General features: G+C 56.0%; 25 protein-coding genes. 16 read left to right on the forward strand and 9 right to left on the reverse strand.

The window, feature by feature from the left end; genetic code table 11:
- Positions 1-51 precede the first annotated feature (51 nt).
- Entirely contained in the window at positions 52-486 is a 435-nt protein-coding gene (locus MWU39_RS06980) for a hypothetical protein (RefSeq protein ID WP_247159291.1), read from the forward strand.
- On the opposite strand, the gene MWU39_RS06985 is transcribed toward MWU39_RS06980, so the two are convergent.
- Together MWU39_RS06985 and MWU39_RS06990 are read right to left on the reverse strand one after the other, a co-directional pair.
- On the reverse strand, positions 483-1,685 hold the full coding sequence (locus tag MWU39_RS06985) for a DUF1343 domain-containing protein (RefSeq protein WP_247159292.1): 1,203 nt from the start codon (positions 1,683-1,685) through the stop codon (positions 483-485). The two genes, MWU39_RS06980 and MWU39_RS06985, sit on opposite strands and share 4 nt — an antisense overlap.
- A 132-nt stretch (positions 1,686-1,817) precedes the next feature.
- Positions 1,818-2,321 carry a hypothetical protein gene (locus tag MWU39_RS06990; RefSeq protein WP_247159293.1) on the reverse strand — a complete coding sequence of 168 codons (504 nt, stop codon included), beginning with the start codon at positions 2,319-2,321 and terminating at the stop codon, positions 1,818-1,820.
- A gap of 89 nt (positions 2,322-2,410) precedes the next feature.
- On the opposite strand from MWU39_RS06990, the gene tyrS reads away from it, so the two are divergent.
- From tyrS to MWU39_RS07020, 6 genes are all read left to right on the forward strand, one after another.
- Positions 2,411-3,643: a tyrosine--tRNA ligase gene (gene tyrS / locus MWU39_RS06995; protein ID WP_247159294.1), complete on the forward strand. Its 1,233-nt coding sequence runs from the start codon at positions 2,411-2,413 to the stop codon at positions 3,641-3,643.
- 104 nt (positions 3,644-3,747) lie between these two features.
- Entirely contained in the window at positions 3,748-4,086 is a 339-nt protein-coding gene (locus tag MWU39_RS07000; protein WP_247159295.1) for a PilZ domain-containing protein, read from the forward strand.
- 73 nt (positions 4,087-4,159) lie between these two features.
- Entirely contained in the window at positions 4,160-5,470 is a 1,311-nt protein-coding gene (locus tag MWU39_RS07005; protein WP_348646377.1) for an MFS transporter, read from the forward strand.
- A 1-nt stretch (position 5,471) separates the two neighbouring features.
- Complete coding sequence (gene cysK, locus MWU39_RS07010) at positions 5,472-6,392, forward strand: cysteine synthase A (protein ID WP_247159296.1); 921 nt, start codon at positions 5,472-5,474, stop codon at positions 6,390-6,392.
- Between the two features lie 237 nt (positions 6,393-6,629).
- Positions 6,630-7,322, forward strand: a complete 693-nt coding sequence (locus MWU39_RS07015) for an aspartyl/asparaginyl beta-hydroxylase domain-containing protein (RefSeq protein WP_247159297.1) — start codon at positions 6,630-6,632, stop codon at positions 7,320-7,322.
- 79 nt (positions 7,323-7,401) lie between these two features.
- Positions 7,402-8,016, forward strand: coding sequence for a hypothetical protein (locus tag MWU39_RS07020; RefSeq protein ID WP_247159298.1), 615 nt, complete (start codon positions 7,402-7,404; stop codon positions 8,014-8,016).
- Positions 8,017-8,085: 69 nt separating this feature from the next.
- Here MWU39_RS07020 and MWU39_RS07025 read toward each other — a convergent pair whose 3' ends face one another.
- The 4 genes from MWU39_RS07025 to MWU39_RS07040 all read right to left on the reverse strand — a co-directional run bounded on the left by MWU39_RS07025 (position 8,086) and on the right by MWU39_RS07040 (position 11,994).
- Positions 8,086-9,891: an acyl-CoA dehydrogenase C-terminal domain-containing protein gene (locus MWU39_RS07025; protein ID WP_247159299.1), complete on the reverse strand. Its 1,806-nt coding sequence runs from the start codon at positions 9,889-9,891 to the stop codon at positions 8,086-8,088.
- 50 nt (positions 9,892-9,941) lie between these two features.
- The gene (locus tag MWU39_RS07030; protein ID WP_247159300.1) at positions 9,942-10,406 is read right to left on the reverse strand and encodes a MerR family DNA-binding transcriptional regulator; all 465 of its coding nucleotides are present in this window, start codon (positions 10,404-10,406) and stop codon (positions 9,942-9,944) included.
- A 45-nt stretch (positions 10,407-10,451) separates the two neighbouring features.
- Positions 10,452-10,850 (reverse strand): phosphoribosyl-AMP cyclohydrolase, encoded by a 399-nt coding sequence (gene hisI / locus MWU39_RS07035; RefSeq protein WP_247159301.1) that lies wholly within the window; start codon positions 10,848-10,850, stop codon positions 10,452-10,454.
- Positions 10,851-11,241: 391 nt separating this feature from the next.
- Positions 11,242-11,994, reverse strand: a complete 753-nt coding sequence (locus tag MWU39_RS07040) for a ComF family protein (RefSeq protein ID WP_247159302.1) — start codon at positions 11,992-11,994, stop codon at positions 11,242-11,244.
- Positions 11,995-12,050: 56 nt separating this feature from the next.
- Here MWU39_RS07040 and MWU39_RS07045 point away from each other — a divergent pair, with 56 nt between their 5' ends.
- On the forward strand, positions 12,051-12,803 hold the full coding sequence (locus tag MWU39_RS07045; RefSeq protein ID WP_247159303.1) for a methyltransferase: 753 nt from the start codon (positions 12,051-12,053) through the stop codon (positions 12,801-12,803).
- Here MWU39_RS07045 and ppdK read toward each other — a convergent pair.
- The 3 genes from ppdK to MWU39_RS07060 all read right to left on the reverse strand — a co-directional run bounded on the left by ppdK (position 12,800) and on the right by MWU39_RS07060 (position 18,779).
- Positions 12,800-15,472 (reverse strand): pyruvate, phosphate dikinase, encoded by a 2,673-nt coding sequence (gene ppdK, locus MWU39_RS07050; protein ID WP_247159304.1) that lies wholly within the window; start codon positions 15,470-15,472, stop codon positions 12,800-12,802. The two genes, MWU39_RS07045 and ppdK, sit on opposite strands and share 4 nt — an antisense overlap.
- Before the next feature lie 119 nt (positions 15,473-15,591).
- A complete protein-coding gene (gene glyS, locus MWU39_RS07055; protein WP_247160330.1) occupies positions 15,592-17,877 on the reverse strand; it encodes a glycine--tRNA ligase subunit beta in 2,286 nt (761 codons plus the stop codon).
- Positions 17,877-18,779 carry a glycine--tRNA ligase subunit alpha gene (locus MWU39_RS07060; RefSeq protein ID WP_247160331.1) on the reverse strand — a complete coding sequence of 301 codons (903 nt, stop codon included), beginning with the start codon at positions 18,777-18,779 and terminating at the stop codon, positions 17,877-17,879. Before MWU39_RS07060 ends, glyS begins: the two co-directional genes overlap by 1 nt.
- 264 nt (positions 18,780-19,043) lie before the next feature.
- On the opposite strand from MWU39_RS07060, the gene MWU39_RS07065 reads away from it, so the two are divergent.
- The 8 genes from MWU39_RS07065 to MWU39_RS07095 all read left to right on the forward strand — a co-directional run bounded on the left by MWU39_RS07065 (position 19,044) and on the right by MWU39_RS07095 (position 23,011).
- Entirely contained in the window at positions 19,044-19,391 is a 348-nt protein-coding gene (locus tag MWU39_RS07065) for a UrcA family protein (RefSeq protein WP_247159305.1), read from the forward strand.
- 95 nt (positions 19,392-19,486) lie between these two features.
- On the forward strand, positions 19,487-19,621 hold the full coding sequence (locus tag MWU39_RS14540; protein WP_281501086.1) for a hypothetical protein: 135 nt from the start codon (positions 19,487-19,489) through the stop codon (positions 19,619-19,621).
- Between the two features lie 20 nt (positions 19,622-19,641).
- Positions 19,642-20,040: a hypothetical protein gene (locus MWU39_RS07070; protein ID WP_247159306.1), complete on the forward strand. Its 399-nt coding sequence runs from the start codon at positions 19,642-19,644 to the stop codon at positions 20,038-20,040.
- Positions 20,040-20,414: a hypothetical protein gene (locus tag MWU39_RS07075; RefSeq protein WP_247159307.1), complete on the forward strand. Its 375-nt coding sequence runs from the start codon at positions 20,040-20,042 to the stop codon at positions 20,412-20,414. The genes MWU39_RS07070 and MWU39_RS07075 overlap by 1 nt, the downstream gene beginning before the upstream one ends.
- 1 nt (position 20,415) lies before the next feature.
- Positions 20,416-20,907, forward strand: a complete 492-nt coding sequence (locus MWU39_RS07080) for a hypothetical protein (RefSeq protein WP_247159308.1) — start codon at positions 20,416-20,418, stop codon at positions 20,905-20,907.
- Positions 20,904-21,101, forward strand: coding sequence for a helix-turn-helix transcriptional regulator (locus MWU39_RS07085; RefSeq protein WP_247159309.1), 198 nt, complete (start codon positions 20,904-20,906; stop codon positions 21,099-21,101). The genes MWU39_RS07080 and MWU39_RS07085 overlap by 4 nt, the downstream gene beginning before the upstream one ends.
- 60 nt (positions 21,102-21,161) lie before the next feature.
- Positions 21,162-22,106 (forward strand): TraB/GumN family protein, encoded by a 945-nt coding sequence (locus MWU39_RS07090; RefSeq protein ID WP_247159310.1) that lies wholly within the window; start codon positions 21,162-21,164, stop codon positions 22,104-22,106.
- A complete protein-coding gene (locus tag MWU39_RS07095) occupies positions 22,103-23,011 on the forward strand; it encodes a TraB/GumN family protein (RefSeq protein WP_247159311.1) in 909 nt (302 codons plus the stop codon). Before MWU39_RS07090 ends, MWU39_RS07095 begins: the two co-directional genes overlap by 4 nt.
- Positions 23,012-23,050 lie beyond the last annotated feature (39 nt).

Raw genomic sequence — 23,050 nt, forward strand, 5'->3', positions numbered from 1 at the left:
TCGAGATTTTCTCCTGCTTGTGATAGTGAGCAATCTGACTGGGAGGTCGAAATGCACTTTTGGAAAATCCTTGGCATCGTACCGCTAATTTCAACTCAGTCTCTGGCTGCAGAGCCTGTTGTGCCATTGCCGCTCGACAACCCCGCTTTTATGCACCCTGCCAAGCCGTGGGTTTCAGTTGAAGATGCTGTGCAGGGGGATGCTGCCTACACTGTGCAAGAGGGCGTAACAAAAATTTCGCCACGAGATCAGCGTGTTTGTCAGGACTCTCTTTCAACTGCTCAGGATCAGGCGCAAGAATCTGTTGAACTCCCGTCGGTCAAGCCGGAGAAGATATCGCCGGATAAGCCTCATTTGATCTATGCAGTTGATCATAGGCAGAATGGTTGTTCCATGATGGTCATGAAGAGCATTCCAGGAGGTATAAGGCCGCTACCCGATAAGCCTGCTACTCCTCAGCTCCGCCATAAAGCCGAAACCGATTAATAAAGCAGGTGCTCCCGCACTGTCTGCACCCATGCCGCTTCGTCGTGTGAGGCAAGCGTTTCGAGATCATCGGGCGCCGAGTTCGGATCATCGACCCATTCGCGCAGCGACGGACCGCCGTTGATCACATCAATCGCAAGGACGTCGTTGGTGTATTCATACTTGAAGTCGGTCCCACGCCACAGCTCATAGGCGGGATAAAGCCGCCGGATCGCTTTGAAAGCCAGCGCTTGCAGTCGCCATGGTTTGAAAGCGTCGTGATCATAATGCGGACCTTCCGCGTGGATCATCAATGCATTACACAGCTTTCCTGAGTGCTTGTGAAAGGTCGGCTCAAACCAGCAATCGCGCAAGATGCACCCGTCCATCCAATGCGGGGCGATACTCTGCATCTCTTGAAGCACCGCCTTTGCATCGATGTCTGGCGCTCCAAAAAGCACTTCAAGCGGGCGCGTCGTCCCCCTGCCCTCGCTCACTGTAGCGCCCTCGATCATAACGGTCCCGGCATATGCGCGCGCCATGTTTACACTCGCGGCATTGGGTGAAGGATTGATCCACACTCGCGAAAGTGGCCAACCATGGCCTTCATCATCCGGTTTCCAGCCATCCATGGCCACAACACGATAGTTCACATCAAGATCAAAATGCGAAACGAACCAATGCCCCATCTCACCAAGGGTTAGCCCGTGCCGCATCGGCATCGGCGCCGCGCCCACGAAGCTTTCATTACCCGGCACGAGCAAAGTACCTTCGACGGGACGGCCCGCAGGATTGGGGCGATCCAGCACCCAGACATCTTTTCCGTGCTTTGCGGCCTCTTCAAGTAGGTAAAGCAGCGTCGTTACGAACGTGTAGATGCGGCAGCCGAGATCTTGCAGGTCGAATAGGAACACATCCGCGCTCGACATCATTTGCCCCGCAGGCCGGCGCACCTCCCCGTAAAGCGAGAAGATCGGAATGCCGTAATGCGGATCCATTTCATCCGCCGTTTCGACCATATTGTCCTGCTTATCTCCCTTCAGTCCGTGCTGAGGTCCAAACGCGCTGGAAATGTTAACGCCCGCTTCGATCAATGCGTCGAGGCTATGCGTCAGGCCTTCCGTTACACTCGCAGGATGGGCAACCAGAGCAACGCGCTTACCGTCGAGTTCGGAAAGCAGCTGAGGGTCGGCTAGGAGGCGATCAATTCCAAATTTCATGGTTGTTGGATTGGAACAGCGTAGTCACAAACGCAATGGTGTTTCAGCCAGTGCAAACACAAGAAAACCGGATCGTCGGAAATGTCGTGATCGAGCAAGTCCTATGGCGCTCGCCTGCGCAATGCACACGTCCTAGCGATCGACTATCATTGATCGGCACGCTTCGCTGTGAAATTCAGGCTTTCCAGGCGCAAATGCGAGCGCCCAGTATTGCAGCCCGCCATCCGCGTGTTCGACAACCGCGTTTAGGGCAACCTGCGCCGGAACAGCCAAATCGCACATGATCCCAGCTTTCAATACAAGCTCATGATCACTCTTCGAACAGGAGACTGACATGCCTGTAACGTCGCCATCGCGCATACCATCACGAAATCCGTCAAAGTCATAACAGGCCCACTGGCTGGAGGGTGACAGATTGAATTCCCGATAGCTTGATCCGCCAATCGGCTGCCAAAAAATTTCGAAGCAAGTCGACTTCCAAAGATTGTCCGTTCTTCCGGACGAGGAATAATCGGGCACTTTGATGCCTGCGATGGATCCGTCTAGCCGGAATTCCGCCTCGCAACCCATCATATTGGGCTGAAGGGACGCAGTAACGGAGCGGATCGGACCCAGATCACATGTCTGGTGGAGCATAAGCGGTTGCATCGGCGCACTATTGCCTTTCGAAAGTTGTCGGACAAGCCCTTCCCCCGTACAGCCCCCGCTGTTAAGCGCGAAACACTATGAACGAGAATTACGAATCCGATCTGCTGCGCCTTCTTGAAGAGCGCGGATACATCCATCAAGTCACCGACGCGGGCGCTTTGGACCAGCTTGCGCAGAAGAAGGTGATCCCAGGGTATATCGGTTTTGATGCGACCGCTCCGAGCCTACACATCGGGAGCCTAGTGCAAATCATGATGCTGCGCCGTCTTCAACAGGCGGGCCACAAGCCGATCGTCGTGATGGGCGGAGGAACCACCAAAGTTGGCGATCCCTCTGGCAAAGACGAAAGTCGTAAATTGCTGACCCCGGATGTGATCGACGAAAACATCGCATCCATACGAACGGTTTTTGAAAAACTGCTCACCTTTGGCGATGGGCCCACCGACGCCGTGATGGTCAACAATGACGAGTGGCTATCCCAATTGAGTTATGTCGAAATGCTCCGAGATGTAGGGCCGCATTTTACGATCAACCGTATGCTCACTTTCGATTCCGTCCGCCTGCGCCTTGACAGAGAGCAACCGCTGACCTTTCTCGAATTCAACTACATGATCCTGCAAGCTTACGACTTTCTTGAACTTGCCCGCCGTTATGACTGCCAATTGCAGATGGGCGGTTCGGATCAATGGGGCAACATCGTGAACGGCATGGAGCTGGGCCGCCGGATGGAACAGCGCGAGCTCTATGGTCTCACCACCCCGTTGCTCACCACTGCAGACGGCGCGAAGATGGGCAAGACAGCGGCTGGCGCTGTTTGGCTCAATGAAGACCAACTCCCGGCATATGACTTCTGGCAATACTGGCGCAATTGCGACGACCGGGATGTCGGACGTTTCTTACGTCTTTTCACAGACATGCCGCTTAATGAGATTGCGAAACTAGAGACGCTCGAGGGTGCGGACATTAACGATGCGAAAATCGTCCTAGCGAATGAAGTGACCAAGCTCGTTCGTGGTGAAGCAGCGGCTGTGGCTGCAGAATCTACTGCCAAGGAGACTTTCGCGGGCGGCGGCGCCGGTGAAGACCTTCCAACCTTGGCAGTCGGCGAGGATGGCATGCGGGTGGGCGCGGTGCTGACTGAGCTCGGCTTCACTGCATCAAACAAAGAAGCAAAGCGCAAACTTGCCGAAGGTGCAGTCAAGCTGGAGGATGAGGCGGTCAGCGATCCAGCATTTGTAGTCGCGCCAAAGGCAGGCCAAACCCTGAAATTAAGCCTTGGTAAGAAGAAGCACGCACTCGTCACTGTCTGACGTTCCCTACCCCGCGCATAACTTTCTCTTACGCAGCTTTACCAATTATCAGCCTTTCTCCCTCATTAGGGACGCTACGGAATGATTTTGGAGGGTCTTCGCCTGTGGCTGCCGGAGCAAATTTAAGCGTTACTGATCTGCGCCGTGCGGCGCGTCATCCGGTGGATTTTCCGGTTATTGTCGAGCATTTTCGGCATGGCGACCTGAACCTTCATATCAGCAATCTTTCCGCGCATGGCTTTATGGTCGATGATTCGGAGAACCTAGGTCGCGGCGATCGCGTTATGATTCGCCTACCTATCGTCGGACGTATTGAAGCCTATGTTATCTGGACCCGCGACAACCGCGCCGGCTTCCAATTCGAACGTATCATCCGGCTGGATGACTTCGTCGATATTATCGACACGTTGCAGCCGAATCCGCGCCTGCGCCGGAACCGCTAAGGCATAGCTGCCCTAATCGGTCGCACAGTTTAGCTGGGTTGGCAGCATCCCCGCAGCCTGTCATGGCGATGCTGTGACCGACACCGACGCCTCCTCACAAGTTCACCCGTTCCGGGTTCCTAATTTCCGCGCTTACTGGATAAGCCGCTTTTCAATGACGCTGGCGCAATACGCCATGCTCCTCATCATTGGTTGGCAGACATACAACATCGCGCGCGATGGCGGGATGAGTATCGCGGAGGCTTCAGGGCAATTGGCTCTCATCGGCCTACTACAATTCCTACCGCTTTTCGTTCTCACACCATTTTCGGGCTTAGCAGCAGACCGATTTGATCGGCGCGCTTTGGGGCGCCTTACAGTTTTGCTCCAATTGATCTGTGCTGCGGTGCTGGCCTGGACAACGTGGAACGGAGTGATTTCCATCCCGGTCTTGTTCGGCGTGGCGATCGTGCTCGGCATTGCGAGAGGCTTCGCTGGGCCTGCTCTGTCTGCACTCGCACCGAACCTGGTCCCGAAAGCCATATTGCCAACCGCAATCGCGCTCTCTTCGATCGCGTGGCAAGTGGGTATGATTGGCGGTCCTGCACTTGGCGGGTATCTCTACTCAATTGGTCCCGCCCTACCCTATGCGGTTGCAGCGGGTCTTTTTGCTGTCTCCATGGTCGCTCTCAGCCTCATTGGCAAAGTGCCCCAACCTGCCGTGAAGAAAGACCAGCGCCCGATTGGAGCAATCGTCGATGGCGCGCGTTATGTGGTTCAGAACAAGATGGTGCTTGGCGCGATCACGCTCGACCTATTCGCCGTGTTCCTGGCCGGAGCAACCGCGCTATTCCCGGTCTATGCCCGCGACATTCTGCAAGTTGGCGAAACCGGCCTCAGCCAATTGGCGATGGCACCGGCCATCGGGGCAGCGATTACAGCGCTCTTCTTCTCATTCCGTCCAATCGCAACAAATGTCGGTCCGAAAATGCTTTGGGCTGTGGCTCTCTTTGGAGTCGCGACAATTGTCTTTGGAATATCAAAGTCGATGCCACTCAGCCTCGCGATGCTCTTCATCGTAGGAGCGGCGGATATGTTTAGTGTTTATATCCGCCAATCATTGATTCAGCTTCACACACCGGATGATAAACGTGGGCGAGTGTCATCGGTTAGTTTGCTGACGATTAGCGCATCCAACGAAGGCGGCGACTTTTTCTCGGGCACACTCGCCTTTCTGATTGGACCAGTTGCGGCCGTTGTTGTCGGCGGAATCGGTGCAATTGTAACCGTTGGCCTATGGAGCCGCGTATTCCCTGTACTGCGGACGACAAAGACCTTCGATCCGCCTGACAATTTGCTAGAAGACGATCAGAACAAAATTGAAAAGAACCCTCAGGAGGCCTGACATGAAAGCCAACAGCATTCTCGAAACGATTGGTAACACCCCGCATATCCGCCTTTCGCGGATGTTTCCCGATCACGAAGTGTGGCTCAAGTCTGAGCGTTCGAATCCCGGCGGCTCCATCAAGGACCGTATCGCGCTTGCTATGGTCGAAGACGCAGAAGCGACAGGTAAGTTGAAACCGGGTGGCACGATTGTTGAACCCACCAGCGGCAACACAGGCATCGGCTTGGCAATGGTCGCGGCAGTTAAGGGTTATAAACTCGTATTGGTCATGCCGGAGAGCATGTCTGTCGAGCGTCGCCGGTTGATGCTTGCTTATGGTGCCACCTTCGACCTGACTCCGAAGGAAAAGGGTATGAAGGGCGCGATCGAGCGCGCTACTGAAATCGTTAGTGGGAACGATGGCGCTTGGATGCCAAGCCAGTTTGAAAATCCAGCGAACGTAAACGTGCACACGCGGACGACGGCGAAAGAGATTCTAGCTGATTTCGCTGATGCGCCTGTCGATGTGATGATTACCGGCGTAGGCACAGGCGGACATCTCACCGGATGCGCTGAAGAGCTGAAGAAACACTGGAGCGATTTCAAGGCCTATGCGGTTGAGCCAGAGGGGTCTCCTGTGATCAATGGCGGTTCACCCGGCCCTCACCCGATCCAAGGCATCGGTGCTGGTTTTATACCTGACAATCTTCATACCGATGCAATCGATGGTGCGATCACCGTTGATCCAGCAGATGCCAAGGAAATGGCTCGACGCGCTGCGCGGGAAGAAGGCATGCTGATCGGCATTTCTTCGGGCGCTACACTCGCCGCGATTGCTAAGAAGCTGCCAGATCTTCCTGCTGGCTCACGCGTTCTCGGCTTTAATTACGACACTGGCGAACGATACCTGTCGGTACCCGAATTCTTGCCAGTCGAGTAAGTTTGGCTAAGATAGGTTAACGATTGGGTCGCATCTCATCAGGCGGTGAAATTCCACTGGTGAAGCGATACAAATGCACCCGCATTACTGTTTCGCCATACCTGTTCACCGCTGTCTTGCCGCGCATCCAAAGGCGCGAGAGGGGCGGATATGGGCTGGACGAATGGTTTTGGATTGCTCTCAAAAGATCCTGGTCGGCCGCTGCATTATCGCTTTTTAAAGCGGCAGCGGCACCGGGTGAACGATCAAATTGCTAAGAGTTCGAAGGTTTCAAATGACCCTGTGATCAATCCGGCGATTTTCGATTGGGCTGCTGGTATAGCCGCCAATTGGAAAACCATCCGGGATGAGGCACTCGCAATCTATCAGCATATCGAAGCGATCCCTCCGCTGCGCGAAATCTCGCCAGATCACCGCGGTATTGTGAAAGACAATACATGGCGCAGCTTCTTTCTGATTGGGTACGGGCATCGACTAGAAGAGAACATTGCAAGAGCGCCACAAACCGCAAAGCTTGTCAGCCAGATTCCCGGCTTGAATTCCGCCTTCTTCTCAATCCTCGCCCCCGGTTCCCAAATCACGCCGCATCGCGGCGTTACGAAAGCGTTGATCACTGCTCATTTGGGACTTGTCGTACCCAAAGAGCGCAAGAAATGCTGGATGCGGGTCGATGATCAGCATCTGTGCTGGCAAAGCGGCAAATGGTTGGTGTTCGATGATACCTACGAACACGAGGTCCAAAACGAAACTGATGAAACTCGGATCGTGCTGCTTTGCCAGGTGGAAAGGCCGCTTACCCCTCCTGGCTCATGGCTTGCAGCCGCGCTTATGGGATACGTGCGGCGAAGTCACTTCGTACAGGAAGCAAAAGACAACCTTTCGGACTGGGAAACCGCATTCGCAAAATCTGAACGGGACGATCATTTCTAAATAATTGTGAGTAGAGCGCCATAACTTTGCCCTATTCGATTACCATCAATGTATTTTCGCAAATTCATTGGGGGTAATTGTGAAAGTATTTAAGAAAATTTCTATCGTTAGTGTCGGCATTGCCGTCGCCATGCAGTGTTCGCCTGCGTTTGCACAATCCTGCGACTATCAAAGCATCGAATCCAAACCAGGTCAGGAATGGAATGAGGCTTATGGTTGGCGGTACGACACCAGTCAGGCCGCATCCAAAGAAGAGCGTGACGAGGAGAACCTCGCCAATCGCAAAGCTGCTTATGAAAAGCTGGTCAAAGGACAGTCCCCATGGCCCGACTGGTTTGAAGAGAACGACACAATCTCTCTTTTGCCTGTTGGCACCCTGTTCCAGATGGCAATGGCCAAGGGACAGAAAGACGATCAGCTTGGGGGTTTTGGCACATTTGATGAAATACATTCCGTATCGGAAGTTCGCGAAGACCTGGCTGTGCTTCAAGCATGGAAGCAGGATGTCGACCGCGTGAACCGTTACCGGGTCGTCGAGGTTCTGCCCGTACGGATCGGCCCAATCGGCCCGCAAGTGGATCCCGACGGTTGCAAGATGCTTCCCGGTCGGTTTTCGCAATTCCAAATGCTGGTCGCTTCGAAAACGCGGACACACTACGTCGAATTTGTGAGTTCACATCCGCTCGAACAATGATGATTGCTTCGATACGAAAAAGGCCCGGGCGCAAACCCGGGCCTTTTTGCGTGACGATATCGAAATCAATTAAGCGGCGGTGGCGAAAGCGTCTTCTGTAAGCGCCATCATATTGTCGCTGCCCGCTTCAAGCTTGCGGCGCAGTGCGCCGGCATCCGGCAGGAACCGCTCGGCGTAATATGCAGCCGATGTCATTTTTGCTTCGTAGAAGGCCTTGTCTTCGGTTCCAGCTTCCAAAGTCGCAGCAGCAACCTTCGCCATTTTCAGCCAGAAGAAACCGAGCGTCACGATGCCCATGATGTGCATGTAATGGTGCGCGCCCGCTCCGAGATGGTTCGGATTGGCCATGGCGTTTTGCATGAACCACATGGTCGCCGCTTTCTGTTCACCTAGAGCCTTTTCAAGCTTCCCGGCGACTTCTTTCAGCGCCTCGTTTTCTTTTGCTGCGGCGATTTCATCGTCGAGCATTTTGAAGAACGCCTGAATTGCGCGCCCACCTTTGCTGGCAAGCTTACGCCCACAAAGATCCATCGCCTGAACGCCGTTGGTGCCTTCGTAGATCATGGCGATGCGGCTATCGCGGACGAACTGTTCCATGCCCCATTCTTTGACATAGCCATGGCCGCCATAGATCTGCTGCATGTTGTTGGCGATGTCATAGCCTTTATCGGTGCCATAGCCTTTGATCACTGGCGTCATAAGGCCGATAAGATCATCAGCAAGCTGCCGCTCTTCTTCGGTCTGCGCCTTGTGAGTAAGGTCGACTTGCAACGCCCCCCAAAGTATCAGTGCCCGCATGCTTTCGTTGAAGACTTTAGCGTCCATCAACATCCGGCGCACGTCAGGGTGGACGAAAATCGGATCTGCCTGAGCGTCTGTATCAGCGGGGCCCGTAAGCGCCCGGCCCTGACGGCGGTCAAGCGCGTATGTTACACCGTTTTGATAGGACACTTCAGCTTGCGCGAGGCCTTGCAAACCAACGCCCAAACGCGCCGCGTTCATCATGACGAACATCGCGGCGAGGCCTTTGTTCTCTTCGCCAACCATGTACCCGGTGGCTTCATCATAGTTGAGAACACAGGTCGCGTTGCCGTGAATGCCCATTTTCTTCTCGATAGAGCCACATGAAACGCCATTGCGCTCACCTGGCTCACCGTTTTCATCAAGGATGAATTTCGGCACGATGAAAAGCGAGATGCCTTTCGAGCTGTCAGGCGCACCGGGCGTCTTGGCAAGGACGAGGTGAATGATGTTGCTGGTAAGGTCGTGCTCACCGGCCGAGATGAAAATCTTGGTGCCAGTGATCTTGTAAGAACCATCGCCGTTCGGCTCAGCTTTGGTCCGGATCATGCCTAGATCGGTGCCGCAATGTGGCTCCGTCAGGTTCATGGTGCCAGACCACTCGCCCGAGATCATCTTCGGCAGATATGTCTCTTTCTGTTCCTGCGAACCAGCAGCTTCGATCGCGGCAGACGCACCGTTGGTCAGGCCGGGATACATGCCAAATGCTTGGTTGGCAGTCGCGGTGAATTCTTCGACGACGAAGCCCAGAACGTGCGGCAGACCTTGGCCACCGAACTCTTCCGCCTTGGCAAGAGTGCCCCAACCGCTTTCGACATAGGCTTGATACGCTTCTTTGAAGCCATCCGGCGTCGTGACGGAGCCGTCTTCGTGACGGGTGCAGCCCTGCTCGTCACCAATCTGGTTGATCGGCGCGAGAACTTCGGAGCAGAATTTGCCCGCTTCGTTCACAACCGTATCGATCATATCGGGCGTCGCGTTTTCAAAGCCCGGCAGATTGCCATAGCTTGCCAAGTCCAGCATTTCGTTGACTACGAAACGGGTATCACGAGTAGGGGCGGTATAGGTTGGCATCACTCAATCCCTTTTGTGTGCGGTAACTTTAACGATGAAAGGCTTGGCATTCAGCCGAGCGACAATTTCTCAATTTCGGCGACAAAGTCGGTCAGTTCCTTGATCGACGAATCAATGTCAGCGCGCTGTTCTTTCAGCTTCGAGATATGCGCCTTGCATCGCTCGACAGTAACGCGGCGCTGTTCAACGCGTCCGTCATCAAGATCGTAGAGGTCGATCATTTCACGAATTTCAGTGAGGCTGAAACCGACATTCTTGGCACGCATGATCCAAGCAAGCCGCGCGCGGTCACGCTTAGAATATACCCGTGTCAAACCAACACGAGCCGGGCTGATCAGCCCCTCGTCTTCGTAGAACCGAAGAGCGCGCGCAGTGCATTTGAACTCGGATGTAAGGTCAGAAATAGAAAACTGTTCACGGCTCAACTTATCAGGTCGTTCGAGATGCGCGCCATTGCGACGTTGCTCGGTGCCAGTGGATTTCTCGGCGGATTCTTTTGCAGGTGCGGTAGCCATGAGAAGTTTTATACCTTCCCTTTACGTGAACGTCAAGACCTGCCCTTAACGGGAGATGGACTGAAGGGCGACATCGTCCGGCGCCTGCGAATCAAGCCTCCGGTAAAAACATGAACGCGATCCTGTGTGACACGTCGGCCCTGCAGGGTTCGCGAGGATCACCAGTGCATCCTGATCGCAATCAACCCTGATTTCCTCAACCATAAGGAAGTTTCCTGAAGTCTCACCCTTCAGCCACAATTGCCCTCGCGATCTCGACCAGAAATGCACTTTCCCAGTCGATCGCGTTTGGGCAAGCGCTTCCGCATTCATGAATGCCACAACCAAGACTTCAGCACTGTCGGCGTCGACCACGACAGCCGTTAGAAGACCGCGGTCATCAAATTTCGGGGCAAAATGCGCACCAGATTCGCGTTGCTCAGATGAAAGGGTCGGCTGATCCACGGGTAATTCACTCCTCAGGTTGATGCCCGTTCTAAGCAGAAGCGGCGAACGGGTCATCACTTACGATCATTTGTTGCACGATAACCACATATCCGTCCCAAAATGGAATGTGGCATAGGTTTCATCTTTTCCAATTGCTCTTCGAGTGAGAGAAACGCTTCACGAGCGGTAAGACGCTCTCCACCGAACATCGGCATGTAAATGCCAAAGTTCAGGGGGTGCTGGATCAAGGCCCAACAGCGGGGTGTTGGATTGGTTCAGTTGAACGATAAGGATAGGATCCTGAAGCCGAAGTTAGGGGGTCGGCTTCTGAGCTCTTTTGAGCGGCTCCAAACCATTTCGTCACGTGGCGCCCGGGGTCGTAATGGCCTCGGGCGTTGTGTTTTCTGGCTCAAATTTTGGTGCCATCCATCACTCGCGCAAAACACGCGATGCGGACCGAACTCACGCCAGCATTCAACAGAGCATCGACGCAGGCATTGCTAGTCGCTCCGCTAGTCAGCACATCATCAACCAATATAGCGTCGCGGCCTGACAGCTGACTAACCTTTGACTTACGCGGCCTGATCGCGCCCTTGAGAGCGGCTTCGCGTTCTTTCTGCCCCAGCCCGCCCAGACTTGGCGTGCGTTTGGTCCGCTCAAGCGCATCGACAATCGCATCGCCCTTGCCAAGCTTGGCCAATTCCTGCGCGAGCAAGGCCGCTTGATTGAAGCCCCGGCTCCACAGCCGCCATCTGTGCAGCGGCACCGGAATCAGAAGCGGCACCGTTTCGCCATGAACCAGCACCCGCGCCGCGATCAAACGCGCCAAAAGCGGAGCCAATGCGATCTTACGCCCGTGCTTGTAGTTCAAAATAAGGCGGCGTGACGCGTCATTGTAAATGCTCGCAGCGTGCACACCCGAATGAAGCGGCGGATCATTTGTGCACACAAAGCACTGGCTAACCGCTTTCGCGGCGTCGGAACTGAGAGGCCGGTTGCAAGTCAAACAAGCAGGCTCGCCCGGCACTTCCAGTTCGCTCCAGCATTCGCCGCACAAACCGCCCTGATCCGCCACTGCATCGCCGCAAAGCGGACAGCGCGGTGGATAGACCAGATCGACAATCGGCCTCAGCCCTTCCGCAATTTGTGCGCCAATCTTCATCCCGGTAAACCTCGCATGGCTTGCACTGCGCTGGCAAGCGCGGCAGGGGGCTGGTCATGGAACGTGCGCCGCCCAAAATATTTAGTCGTCGAAAATCTGCCGCGAAGTGGGAACGCGCCCGCTCGCGTCAGAGCGATGCGAATTCTGCCAAATATCTGGTTGAGACGATGGCAGACGATATCGCCGAGCGATTGGATTTCATGAATTTTGTACCCGAAACGGCGTTGATCATAGGAGATACGAGCGGGCGGCTTTCGAATGAATTTGATTCAAAAGGCGGTGCCGGAAACATCGGTTTGCTCGGTAAATTTGATGAGGAACAACCCGGCCCATCTGCTGCACTCCAGTGTATCATTCACTTGCTCGGCCTCGGTACAGTCAACGATTTGCCCGGCGCTTTAATCCATGCCCGCAACGCGCTGAAAGAAGGCGGGCTCTTCATCGCCGCCTTTCCCGGCGCTGGTAGCGTGCCAGTCCTTCGCCAGCTTGCCCTGGCCGCTGATGGTGACCGGCCCGCTGCGCGCATTCATCCGCAGGTGGACATCCGCGCCGGGACCGCTCTGCTCGAAAGGGCCGGATTTTCGCGTCAGGTCGTTGACGCCTACCCAATTAAAGTCCGTTTCAGCTCGCTCGAAAACCTGATTTCCGACCTGCGTGATCACGGCCTTACAAGCTCTCTGACAAGTCCGGCCCCGCCCATCACTCGCACCGGCTGGCAGCGCGCCCGCGACCTGTTCAACAGTCTGCGCGACGAGGATGGTAAGGTCACGGAGACCTTTGAAATCCTAGTCCTGACTGGCTGGCGTTAAGCCTTCGCCAGCGCCGCCTGAGCCGCCGCAAGCCGTGCAATCGGCACGCGGTATGGCGATGCGCTGACATAGTCGAGACCGACTTCCTCGCAGAAGGAGATGCTTGCCGGATCGCCGCCGTGTTCGCCGCAGATGCCCAGCTTGATTTCGGGCCGCGTCGCCCTGCCCCGCTCTGCCGCCATTTCGACGAGCTGTCCGACGCCGTCCACATCGAGACTGACAAACGGATCGCGCGGGAAGATGCCTTTGTCGACATAAGGCGCGAGGAACCGGGCAGAATCGTCGCGCGACACACCCAAGGTTGTCTGGGTCAGATCATTCGTACCGAAGCTGAAAAACGCGCCTTCGTGCGCAATTTCGCCCGCCATCAAGGCGGCGCGAGGCAGTTCAATCATCGTGCCGACAAGATATTCAACCCGTGCGCCCTGCTCTTCAAAGACTTCCTCCGCAACTCGCTCGACAAGGGCGCGGAGAATTTCCAGTTCGCGGCGTGTGGCCACGAGTGGGATCATGATTTCAGGCAGCGGCGCTTCGCCGCTTTCTTTCTGCACCGCGCATACCGCTTCAAAAATCGCGCGGGCCTGCATTTCATAGATTTCGGGGAATGTGATCCCGAGACGGCAACCGCGATGTCCAAGCATCGGGTTAAATTCGTGGAGTTCGCCTGCGCGCCGTTTCAAATGATCGACACCAAGTCCGGTCGCATCGGCAAGATCCGCAAATTCCGCATCACCATGAGGCAGGAATTCGTGCAGCGGCGGGTCGAGCAGGCGGATCGTGCAAGGCAACCCCGCCATCACTTCGAAAATCGCTGTGAAATCTGCGCGCTGCTCAGGAAGCAACACTTCTAACGCCTTGCGCCTGCCTGCTTCATCTTCGGCAAGGATCATCTGGCGAACCGCGCTGATCCGGCCTGCGTCAAAGAACATATGCTCTGTGCGGCAAAGCCCGATGCCCTCCGCGCCAAACTGGCGCGCCATGCGGCAATCATCCGGCGTTTCCGCGTTCGTGCGCACCCGCATCCGGCGTAGCTTGTCGGCCCAGTTCATCAGAGTGCCAAAGTCACCAACCAGCTCTGGCTCAACGGTTGGAACAATGCCGAGCATAATCTCGCCTTTCGCCCCGTCGAGAGTGATTTCGTCGCCTTCTTTCAACTCCTTGTCGCCGATCCGCAACGTCCGCGCGTCGCGATCAATTGAAACCGCACTTGCGCCTGAAACACAGGGCCGGCCCATGCCGCGCGCAACAACGGCCGCGTGGGAAGTCATGCCGCCGCGTGCCGTCAGGATTCCTTGAGCTGCATGCATTCCGTGAATGTCCTCTGGCGAGGTTTCCACGCGGACAAGGATGACTTTGTCTCCGCGCTGCGACCACTGTTCTGCGGTGTCGGCATCCAGCACAATTTTACCCGCTGCCGCGCCAGGCGATGCGGGCAGACCGGTCGCCATAATGTTGCGCGGTGCATCGGGATCGAGCGTCGGGTGAAGCAATTGATCCAGAGCCATCGGATCAACGCGGCGCACGGCCTCTTGCTCGTCAATCAGCCCTTCGCCGACCATATCAACCGCCATTTTCAACGCCGCTTTCGCTGTCCGTTTGCCAGAGCGGGTTTGCAGCATCCAAAGCTTCCCGCGCTCCACGGTGAACTCGATGTCCTGCATGTCTTTGTAGTGCGCCTCGAGCAGGTCAAACACGCGTGCCAGCTCTCTATAAGCGTCCGGCATCGCCTCTTCCATAGACAGCGGCTTGGCTCCGGCAGTCTCGCGCGCTGCCTTGGTCAAATATTGCGGCGTGCGGATGCCCGCGACCACATCTTCGCCCTGCGCGTTGATCAAGTACTCGCCGTAATAAACGTGGTTGCCGGTGGCCGGATCGCGGGTGAAGGCCACGCCCGTTGCCGATGTGTCGCCCATATTGCCGAATACCATCGCCTGAACATTCACGGCGGTGCCCCAATCGGCGGGGATGTCGTTGAGACGGCGGTAAACTTTCGCGCGGTCGCTATCCCAGCTGTCGAACACGGCGGCGATTGCGCCCCACAATTGCTCGGTCACATTCTGCGGGAACGGCTTGCCCTGCTCTTGCTCGACGAGAGCTTTGAACTCGGCAACCAAAGCGCGCCAGTCATCGGCGGACAGTTCCGTATCGGCGTAGAAACCGTTGTCTTCTTTGACGATTTCCAGCGCTTCTTCGAACAGGCCGTGGTCGAGGCCGAGCACAACATCCGAATACATCTGGATAAAGCGGCGGTAGCTGTCCCACGCAAAACGCTCATCGCCGGATGTGTTCGCAAGCCCTTCAACCGTCGCATCGTTCAGACCGAGGTTGAGCACGGTGTCCATCATACCCGGCATGGAAACCCGCGCGCCGGAGCGAACGGAGACGAGCAGCGGGTCAGCCGCATCGCCGAAATTCTTACCCACGGCGGCTTCGATATGTTTCAGCGCATTCGCAACGTCGCTGCGCAGCGCATCGGAGAAATCCGCACCCTCGCGCAGATATCGCACGCTTTCCTCGGTGGTGATCGTGAAACCTGGGGGCACCGGCAGGCCAATGCTCGCCATTTCCGCGAGGTTCGCGCCTTTGCCGCCGGTGATGGTCTTGTCGCGCTGGCGGGGATCATCATGCGGAGCGGCTCCGCCGAAAGTGTAGACCGTTTGCTGCGACATTTAATTTCCTACTTTGCTTGACACATTTTCCAACATGTCACCCATTTCATACACACTTAAGCGGCTGAATTCACTTCCAAATCACCATGTGGGACACACATGACAACTGTCCAACATGGTCATCCCTCAATCCGGCTGAAATCCGCCACACGGTGCACCGCATCGCGGAACCGCGCCAACAAATCGAGCCGAGCCGCGCGGATATGCGGCTCATCGGCGTTGACAATCACATCTTCAAAGAACCGGTCGATTGGCGCGCGCAGAGTTGCGAGAGCGGACATGGCGGCGGCGAAATCCTCCGCCTCAATCGCCGTGGCCGCTTTCGGCTCGGCTGCGTCGAGCGCATCGATAAGAGCCTTTTCGGCTGGCTCGGGCGAGTAGGAAACATCTTTCGATTCCCACTCTTCCTTCTTCAGGATATTCGCCGCGCGTTTGTATCCAGCGAGGAGGTTTGTGCCGTCCTCGGTTTCGACAAAGTCCTGAAGGGCATGGACGCGAGCAAGCAGGCGGACAAGGTCGTCTTCGCCGCCAAGGGCGAACACGGCGTCGATCAGGTCGTGGCGAACACCAGCTTCGCGTTGTTGGACCTTGAGACGGTCTGCGAAGAAATCGAGAAGGCCATCCATGGCCGCTACAGCCTGATTGCCAAGAACTTTGCCTTCGTAGTCGATTTCTTCTTTTTTAGCTTCGAGAAGAGCAACCATCGCCTTGGCTGAGTCACCAGGTCCAAAGTCAGGAAGCAAATCGGCGAAACGCTTTAAGCCGACTTTGGTCAACGAAGGCTCGTATTTAAGAAGTATCTCACCAGCATTTATACCAATCATGTAGCTGAGTTCGAGCCGTAATTGGTTCTGATTGATCAGAGAGATGGCACCTAATGCTGCGCGCCGAAGCGCAAATGGATCTTTTGACCCAGTCGGCTTCTCATCAATCGCGAAGAACGAAATCAACGTATCCAACTTGTCCGCCAAACTCACTGCAACCGTCACCGGAGCGGTCGGCACTTCGTCGCCCTGCCCCACCGGCTTGTAGTGATCGCGGATTGCGTCTGACACTTCGACTGGCAGACCTTCCTTAGCCGCGTAATATCCGCCCATCAGACCCTGTAGTTCGGGAAATTCGCCAACCATTTCGGTAACCAGATCGGCCTTGCACAAACGCGCCGCCTGTTCGGCGAGGTCGGCCAATTCTTCAGCCGTTCGTGCTGAGCTTGTCGAAGTACGAACCTCGCCGCCATTTCGCCCTTCGACAGGCTCAGGACGAACGGTGCTATCCGTCACGATGCCCTCTTCGCACAGCCAGCGCGCCAGTTTCGCAACCCGATCAACCTTATCGGCCACCGTACCTAGCTTCTCGTGGAAGGTAATCCGCTCCAGACCCTTGGCGTGTTCGGCCAGCGTCTTTTTCTGGTCCAATTCCCAGAAGAACCGCGCATCGGAAAGGCGCGCGGCGAGAACTTTGCGGTTGCCGTCCACCACGACCGCCGGATCGGCGGCGTCGATATTGGCGGTGCAGATAAAGGCGTTGGCGAGATTGCCGTCCGCATCCTCGCACACGAAATATTTCTGGTTCACCCGCGCTGTCAGCTGGATCGTCTCCGGCGGCACATCTAGGAAATCATCCTCAAACCGGCCAAGCAGCGGCTCCGGCCATTCGGTGAGGCCAGCATTTTCAACGACCAAGCCTTCATCTTCGACCAGCTTTAGGCCCGCGGCTTCCGCCGCTTTGCGCGCGCCTTCGCGAATGATCGCGGCGCGTTCTTCGTGATCGACGATCACCGATGCTTCGCGCAGGTTTCCGGCATAGGTATCCGCGCCGGAAATCGCGATCTCGCCAGCGGAGTGGAAACGGTGGCCGCGCGTAACATTGCCGCTGACAATGCCGTAAGCGACGACAGGCACAACTTCGCCATCGAGCAGCGCGATAATGCCTGACAGAGGCCGCACCCATTTCAGACTTTCGCTACTGATCGAGGCATCGCCCCAGCGCATGCTCTTGGGCCAAGAGAAATCGCGGATAATCGCGGGGATCGCAGCGGCGAGCAGATCGGTGACCGCCTGACCCGGCTTTTCGATAACGGCGAAATATGTCTCGCGGCCCTTCACTTCGCGCACTTCTAGAGCGTCGCGGTCCACGCCGTTCTTGCGGCAGAACCCATCGACAGCCTGATCAGGCGCGCCAACGGGCGGACCTTTGGCTTCGTCACGCACGGCCTCTGTCTCGGTCGGGAGGTCGCGCGCAATCAAAGCAAGACGGCGCGGGGTCGACCACACTGTCAGATCGCCGCATGCAACACCGGCGGCGTCCATCTCGCGGCGGAACAGTTTTTCCAGTTCGCCGCGCGCGCCCTTTTGCATGCGCGCAGGGATTTCTTCGGATCGGAGTTCAAGCAGGAAATCGGCCATCAGATCAGGCTCCATTCCGGATATTTCTCGGCCCATTCGGGCGCCTTCAACTCGGCATACTTCTCGCAAGAGCCCCGCGCCAGATCGCGCACACGGCCCATATAGCTCGCGCGTTCCTGAACACTGATCACGCCGCGCGCTTGAAGTAGATTGAAGATGTGGCTCGCCTCAATCGCCTCTTCATAGGCAGCGATGGGCACATCATTGGCGATCTGGTTGCGGCACTCGGCCTCCGCCATTTCAAACTTCTTGAACAGCATATCGGTGTCAAAAACTTCAAAGTTGGCCTTCGACATCTGCTTCTCATTTTCGAGAAACACATCGCCGTAACTTACGCCGTGCTGGTTGAAGGCGAGGTCATAAACGCTGTCGACGCCCTGAATATACATGGCGAGGCGTTCGAGGCCGTAGGTCAGCTCGCCCGCGACGGGTTTGCAGTCAAATCCGCCCATCTGCTGGAAATAGGTGAACTGGGTGACTTCCATCCCGTCACACCACACTTCCCAGCCAAGGCCCCACGCGCCGAGTGTTGGCGATTCCCAGTCATCCTCAACAAAGCGGATATCGTGTTTCAGCGGATCGATGCCGATGGCCTTCAGGCTGTCGAGATACAGCTCCTGTATGTCGGACGGCGATGGCTTCAGGATGACCTGATACTGATAGTAATGCTGCAGCCGGTTCGGGTTCTCGCCATAGCGCCCGTCGGTCGGGCGGCGGCATGGCTGTACAAAGGCGGCATTCCACGGCTCCGGGCCGAGCGCGCGCAGCGTCGTCGCGGTGTGAAAGGTGCCCGCCCCCATGCGCATGTCATAGGGTTGCAGGATCACGCAGCCATTAGCGCTCCAGAAATCGTGCAGCGTCAGGATCATGTCCTGAAACGAACGCGTCGGATCGCGCTGCATCGCAGGCGATTCGGAAAGACCAGTTTTGACCTCAGAATTCATGATTCGGGCAATGGCGGATGCCCCCGACAGCGTCAATGCCGCAGCGCAGCATGATCAGTTTTGCCCACTCCAAACCCGCACAATTCTGCGGTTTTAGTCAGGTTAGCATGACGCAATGTCAGGTTGTGTTGACATGGTCAGCGAATCGCGACATAAAGTAAGGGCAACCTGACATAACGGAAGGTTGAGGTTACAAACTTCTCACTCCCCAGGAGAACTTCGATGCTTAAACTGACTGCTCTTATCGCCGCTCCAACTCTCGCTCTAATCGCTGCTCCGGCTGTTGCCGCGGGCCCAAGCACGACCGACTTTGATGCGCCCGTCGCTCACGATGATCTGGATCTGACCACGGAAAAAGGCGTCGCTGTTCTGGATGAGCGTGTGAAGACTATCATCCGCAAAAACTGCGCCAATGGCGGCCGCGACAGCGTCTCACTGCGCCTCGAACGCCAATGCCGTTCAACCGCATTCGCCCAAGCCGAAACCCAGATCCGCATTGCCGTGGCCTATGCCAATCTCAACAAAGTTCGTCTCGCCTCAAACAACACTCCAGTTGCACCAGAAGCGTGATGGATATGTTCCCGGTGGATGAGGTGGCCTCCCCGCTGTCCTTTTTCGCCGGGAACGCCCAACACCAACCAATCAACCAGATCGGAATTCCAGACATGGCACAGCCCCCCAACACCGACATTTCCACTGCAAAAGCCCTCCTTGGCATAGCGTGTTTGTTCGTGCTTGTGCTGTTCTTCTACTTCGCGGGTGAAGCCGTGGGTGCGGCGCTTTACCACCTCGTCAACTAAGGCGGGACAAGAGGATCAGAATGAACAAAGCCAATATCTTTATGGGGGCCGGATGGGTCGGGCTGGCCGCATTGGTCGCCGTTCTTGCCGCGTCCGCCGTGTCCTTGCCTCAGTGGTTTTCTGTCGCAAGCACATTGACCTGCGTCGGCGCGTGCTGGGTCATGCTCTTTACACGGAACGCCGATGAATACACCCGCGGACTGTGGACCGCTGCGGCGAGTATGGCTTTCGCAACGCTTTTGATCCTGTTCTTAGGCTTGCCATTTGCCGAAGGTGTCTACGATGGCTTCCGGTCAACACGCGCAGGCACTCCCGGCGAAGGCAATGAGCAGGACATTCCTGCGCTAACCAGCATCGCTTTCGCCATATTGGCTTTTTATGTCGGCCTGTTCTGGAAACGCCTGCGGGGAGGAATGTGATGTCCTACGATCCTAAAGCTATTTCGACCGATGACCGTAGCTTCGCGTTAAACGCCATGTGGGTCGGCCTGGCCGGATCCTTGCTAATGGTGGCCGGCGCATTGTTCGGCTTTCTCGAAAAAGTGAGCTTCGCTGCTGGTGGTTTTACCGCCGGGACTCTTATCAGCCTGGTCTTTGTCGGCCGTCATGACGAATACTTTCAGCGGCTCGTCGCATTTGCTGCCCGATGGGCATGCGCGGCGGTGGGAATATGGATGTTTTTGGCGATTGGCCCAATCACTGACGAATGGATTACCGACCCTTTGATTGGTCTGACTGCGATTGCGGCCATTTTTCATATCGCGCTCGCGGCGGCTCGGATGCGAGGATATTAGGATGAGCACAGCTAACCCCACAAAGACCAAACTGCGTTACCGGGCCTATTTCTGGCTCATGGACATCTGTCTTTTCTTCGCTGCGATTGGCCTAGTCGACCACATCATTGATCCTTATGATTTTGAAAACGCGCCGACTTGGTACCACATAATCGCATTTTTTGTTATATTTTTCAACGGCTTCGTCCCTCTATTCCTCATGGTCGCGAAATTCATGCGGGACGACTACGCTGAAGGCCTATGGAGACGATCGCTTGTGATCATGGCCTATGGTGTCGCCATAGCGCCGCCTATTATGATTATCGGCCCTTGGGTTCTGTATTGGATATTAAGCCCACTGGGTATTAGCCCGCCTGACGCATACTACGCTTTCGAAAATTTCTTCTACGATCAGGATTTTAAAGCGTACGCTGTAATAGCAACAGCATGGCTTACATTCATGCTGTCGTTCGTCGGCGTTTTCCAATTTTTGCGGTGGCGCGATAGCCGATGAAGAATCGCCTCAAAGTTCTCCGAGCCGAACGCGATTGGAGCCAGGCCGAACTGGCTATGCAGCTTGACGTTTCGCGTCAGGCTGTAAACGCGATTGAAACGGGAAAGCACGACCCATCGCTTCCACTGGCATTTCGCATTGCCCGGTTGTTCGACATGTCGATCGAACAGGTTTTCGACGACGAAGCGAATTAGCTGCCGTTCAACTTCCGGCCATTACCCCTTCCCTACATCCCCCTCAAAAGGATAACCCTCATGAAAATTCGCTCACTTCTCACCGCTTCCGCCGCTGCAGCCGCTTTGTTCGCTGGCGCGCCGGCAATCGCTCAGCAGGCCCCTCAGCCGGTCGAGGACGAAAAGGTACTCGCCTCGGAAAAGGAGATGGAGGAAGCCTCCGGTGTTCCGGCAATGTGGAAAGTCGCCGATGAAGATACGACGATCTATCTGTTCGGCACGATCCATACCCTGCCCGACAATGTGAACTGGAAAACGGACGCAGTGAAAGCCGCGATTGCCGAATCCAGCTCGCTCGTAACAGAAATCGATATGACGCCAGAGAGTATGCAGGCGGCTGGCCAGATGATGGCAGAGAAAGGCACATTGACAGACGGGCAAACATTGCGCGGTCTGATGACAGATGAGCAACGCGCCACATTTGAAGGCGGCCTCGCCAAAGTCGGTATTCCCGCAGCTGCTCTCGACCAACTGGAACCGTGGTTTGCGTCTCTCGCCCTACTACAAGTGGTCACTCAGGCATCGGGATTTGACGATTCTAAAGGCGTGGAAACCGTGTTGGAAGCGGCAATTGCAGAAGGAACGGAGCGCGTTGCGCTTGAAACAATCGACTTTCAGATCTCTGTCTTTGACGAACTGCCGGTTGATCAACAAATCCTGTTCCTGCTCGAAGGAGCAGAGGACCCGCTCGCTGGTATCGAATTGTTGAACAAACTCGTGACCGTTTGGGCTTCGGGTAAAACCGAAGAGCTTGGCGCTATGATGAACGAAGGTTTTATGGCGCATCCTAACCTCGCCGAGCGGCTGCTTTATGAGCGCAATGAAAAGTGGGCGGAATGGATCGACACCCGTCTCGATACGCCAGGCACGGCCTTTATCGCCGTTGGTGCAGGCCACCTCGCCGGTGAGCGCAGCGTTCAGGACCTGCTTGCCCAACGCGAGATTGAGACCACGCGAGTGCAATGATCACGCGCCTTTTGCGGGTTTGCGGACTAACACTCGGAGCGCTGGCAATTGCCGGTTGCTCCGAGGCTTCCGTTGATAACGAACCGCAACCCTCCCCCAATCCGCCGCTCTATGAAATCAGCAACGCCAACGGCGAAGTTGAAGGATGGATGCTGGGCACCATTCACGCCTTACCCGGAGGGGTGGAATGGCGGACCAATGCGATTGATGACGCAGTGGAAAATGCCGACTTCGTTATTGTAGAAGTCGCAAACCTCGATGACAGGCCAGCATTGGCGAAGACGTTTTCGATTTTGGCAAGCAGCACCGGCCATGCACCGCTCAATGATCGGATCAATCCTGATCTCCGGTATCAGCTCCGCGAATTGGTCGCGAAATCGGACTATTCCGATCATGATTTCTCTTCCACGGAGACATGGGGCGCGGCGCTGATGCTCGCGCGCACGCAATCGACCGGTGACCCAGCAAATGGCGTAGACCGTGCCATTATTCGTGACTTCTCCGGCAGAGAGGTGATCGAGCTTGAGGGCGCATTGGGCCAATTGCGCATTTTTGATCGTCTGGCAGAGGACGATCAACGTGTTCTGCTGGAAGGCGTGGTGATCGAGGCTTCCGATCCTGACGCAAATCCCGCGCAACTGCGCGAAGCATGGCTATCCGGTGATGATACAGTGCTGGAGCAAGCAACGCGCACTGGCATTATGGCCGATCCGGATTTGCATAAGGCGCTGATCCTTGATCGCAACTTGGCGTGGGCGGAACAACTCGAATTGGCTCTCGCCAAACCGGAGAAACCCTTGATCGCGGTTGGCGCCGGGCACTTGGTTGGCGATGACAGTCTAAACACAATGCTCAAAGCGCGCGGCTTCACCGTCACGCGGATCGAGCAAAATACCTTGCCATAGCGCCCCTCCCCCTGTAACGGCCCGCTCTTCGGTGTCTCG

The sequence above is a fragment of the Erythrobacter sp. F6033 genome (genome assembly GCF_023016005.1).
In the GTDB taxonomy this organism is placed as follows: domain Bacteria; phylum Pseudomonadota; class Alphaproteobacteria; order Sphingomonadales; family Sphingomonadaceae; genus Erythrobacter.